Here is a 3,576-nt window from a genome sequence, read left to right on the forward strand (position 1 = left end):
GTAAGGGTGGTGCCGGGTATGACGCGGTCGCCGAGGGCGCGGGTGCTGGTGTCTCGGGCACCAATGGTGGTGCCGGTGGTGATGGTGGCGCCGGCGGTAGCGGCACCAACCCCGGTGACCACGGTGCCGGTGGCGTGGGTGGTAATGGTGGTTCGGGTACTGATGGCGCCAATGGCGGTGCTGGTACCACGGGCACCGCGCAGGACCGCACCGGTGGCGCGGGCGGCAATGGTGGCGATGGTGGTAACGCCGGTGCCGGTGGCGCCGGTGGTTCGTCCGGTGGCGGCAACTACGCGACGTCGGGAACGAACGGTTCGGCCGGCACAGGCGGCAGTGGTGGCGCCGGTGGGTCCGGTTACGACGCCGCTACGGATGGGACTGCTGCGGCAGGTACCTCCGGTGGCAATGGTGGTGTCGGCGGCAACGCCGGCCATGGTGGCCTAGAGGTCGGTGGCGGGCGCGCCGCGGATGGCACGGCCGGTGTCGGCGGTGCCGGTGGCGACGGTAAGGACGGTGCCGCGGGTAACGACGGCACGGCGGCCGACCCCGACGGCACGGCCGGCGGCAAGGGCGGTGCCGGCGGCAATGGCGGTGCGGGTGGACTCGAAGCCGATGGCATCACCCACGCCGCGCAGGGCGACGGCGGCGATGGTGGTGCCGGCGGTAAGGGTGGTGCCGGCTACGTCGGTGCTAGCGGTGCCAATGCCGGCGATTCGGGTGAAAGCGGTGGTAACGGCGGCGCCGGCGGCGACGGCGGGGCCGGTGGAACGGGCTTCGTCGGTGGTGTCGGTGGTGCGGGTGGTAACGCCGGTGACGGCGGTAGTGGCGGCGACGGGGCCACCGGCGCTCAAGGCACGTTCGCCAATGGCGGCAGCGGCACCGGTCAGACCGGCGGCTCCGGCGGTAGTGGCGGCAACGGTGGCAGTGGCGGTAAGGGCGGCGTCGGTGGTACGTCGACCGGCGGCGGCACGAACGGTGCCACCGGTGTCGGTGGTGACGCCGGTGATGGCGGCAATGCGGGTACGGCCGGTGATGGTGGCCGAGGTGCTGATGGCGACGCCACCCACGTCGACGGCGGCAATGGTGGCCAGGGCGGCGAGGTCGGCACTGCCGGCGACGCGGGCACTGCGGGCACGGGTTCCAGCAGCGGTAACGCTGGCACGGACGGCACCGAGATCACCGGTATCGCCGGCAGCGGTGGACAAGGTGGTGACGGCTTCAATGGCGTGAGCGCCGGTGACCGGGGCGGCAACGGCGGTGCCGGCGGGGACGGCGGTAGCCGCGGTAGCGGCGGCAACGGTGGTTCCGGTGGTGACGGTGTCCAGGGTGGCGACGGCGCCAGCACCAGTGGTGTCTACCCGCCGACGGGCGCGAACGGCGGTGCCGGCCAGGCCGGTGGCGCGGGAGGTAACGGTGGTGCCGGCGGCGCCAGCGGGGCGTTGGCGGGCAACGCCGGCAGCGGCGGCAAGGGCGGGGCAGGAGCAGACGGCGGTAAGGGTGGTGCCGGCACGGAGGGCACTGATGGCCGACTGGCGTCTTCGGGCTACACGGCCGGTGCCGGAGGCGCCGGCGGCCGCGGCGGCGACGGTGGTGCCGGCGGCAACGGTGGTGCCGCCGGTGCGCTGAACAACGGCACCGGTGACGCCGGCGTCCAGGGCGATGCCGGTAAGGCCGGTAACGGTGGCACCGGTGGTGACGGCGGCCGTGGCGGCTGGGGCGACGACAAGGGCAACACGGGTATCGGTGGTGTCGGCGGCACAGCCGGTGATGGCGGCAATGGTGGCGCCGGAGGTTCGGGCTTGATCGCTACCGATGGCGGTAATGCCGGCAATGGTGGTGTCGGTGGGCACGGCGGGCACGGCGGTTCGGGCAACTACCCGGGCGGCCTCGACGGTATGGCCGCCGGAGCGGCGGGTGCCGGCGGTAACGGTGGTACCGGTGGTGAGGCCGGTGTCGGTACGAACGCCACCAACGGCGGCACCGGCGGGTCCGGTGGTACCGGTGGCGAGGGCGGCACCGGAGGTGTCGGTAAGTGGGGTTCGGGCGGTAGCGGCGGTGCCGGTACCGACGGTGGCGACGGTGGCAACGCTGGCGCCGGTGGTGCCGGGCACAACGGCGGCTCCGACGGGGCGAACGGCACCGGTGGTGCCGGTGGCTTGGGTGGCCGCGGTGGCCAGGGCGCGGTGAACGGCCTGCGTGATTCGGACGGCAACGGCCTGGCGGGCGGCAAGGGTGGCCAGGCCGGTGACGGTGGCGCCGGTGGTCAGGGCATCGGTGGTGTCGGTGGCGGCAACGGCGGCCGGGGCGGTCAGGGCGGTCAGGGCGGTGACGGTGCTTCCGGTGCTAACGCCTCGGCTGGCAGTGGCCTGGACGGTGGCAACGGCGGCGCCGGTGGTGGCGGCGGTGACGCCGGTCAGGGTGGCGCGGGCACTGACGGCGGCCAGACCGGCAACCTGGGAACCGGTGGTTGGGCCGGAAACGGCGGTCAGGGCGGCAATGGCGGCACAGCCGCCGCGGGCAGCGGCAACGCCGGCGGTAGCGGTGGAACCGGTGGGGCCGGCGGTAACGCCGGTGCCGGCACCAACGACTACGCCACGGTCGACGACTACCACCCGGGTCAGGCCGGTAACGGTGGTGCCGGCGGCAACGGTGCGAATGGCACCAATGGGGTCAACCCCGGCGACAGCGGCACGGCCGGTGGTGACGCCGGTGCCGGCGGCAAGGGCGGCGACGGTGTCATCGGCGGCAACGGTGGCAACGCCGGCACCGCGGGCAAGGGCGGCAACGGTGTGGCGGGTGCCAGCGCTGCGCCCGGTAGCGGCGGGAGCGGCGGCGACGGTGGCAATGCCGGCGCCGGCGGTAACGGCGCCGATGGCGGCAACGGCGGCAGCGGCAGCATGACCAATGGCAACGGCGGCAACGGCAGCAGCGGCGGCAATGCCGGTACGGCCGGTAAGGGCGGTGACGGTGCCGGTGGCGGCGGTGGGAACACCGCGGGATCCGGTGGTAAGGGTGGTGACGGTGCCGACGGCGGCACGGTCGGTTCCGGCGGCCTCGCCGGTACGGGTGCGGGCAGTGCCGGCACCGCCGGTGCGGACGGTGCGGCAGCGGGCACGTCCAGCGGCGGCGCCAACGGCGGTATCGGTGGCGACGGTCAGGGCTTTACCAGTGATGGCATGACCGGTCAGAACGGTGGTGCCGGTGGTGCCGGTGGCAACGCGGGCCTCGACCAAGCCGGCGGCGAAGGTGGCCGCGGCGGTAATGGTGCGACGGGTAACGCGGGCGCGGTGGCCGCGGACGGCCAGGCCGGAAACACCGGTGGCAACGGTGGCGTCGGTGGCGTCGGTGGCGCCGGTGGCACGGGTCGTGGGACCGGTGACGGTGGTGCCGGTGGTATCGGCGGTAGTGGTGGCGACGGCGGTGCTGGTAGCGCCGGAAACTCCGGTCCCAACGGTTCCGGCCAGGAGGGCGGCAACGGCGGCGACGGCGGCACCTCCGGTGGCGGCGGACGCGGTGGCGACGCGTTGGGCTCCGGCGACGGAGGCAAGGGCGGCAACTCCGGTAACGGCGGTAACG

General features: G+C 74.3%; 1 protein-coding gene. It reads left to right on the top strand.

From position 1 onward, the window contains the following. Window positions 1-3,576: hypothetical protein (locus N416_RS24290; protein WP_036458180.1), on the top strand; the 3,576-nt coding region annotated here is incomplete at both ends.

The organism is Mycobacterium sp. UM_WGJ (assembly GCF_000455125.1).
GTDB lineage: Bacteria > Actinomycetota > Actinomycetes > Mycobacteriales > Mycobacteriaceae > Mycobacterium.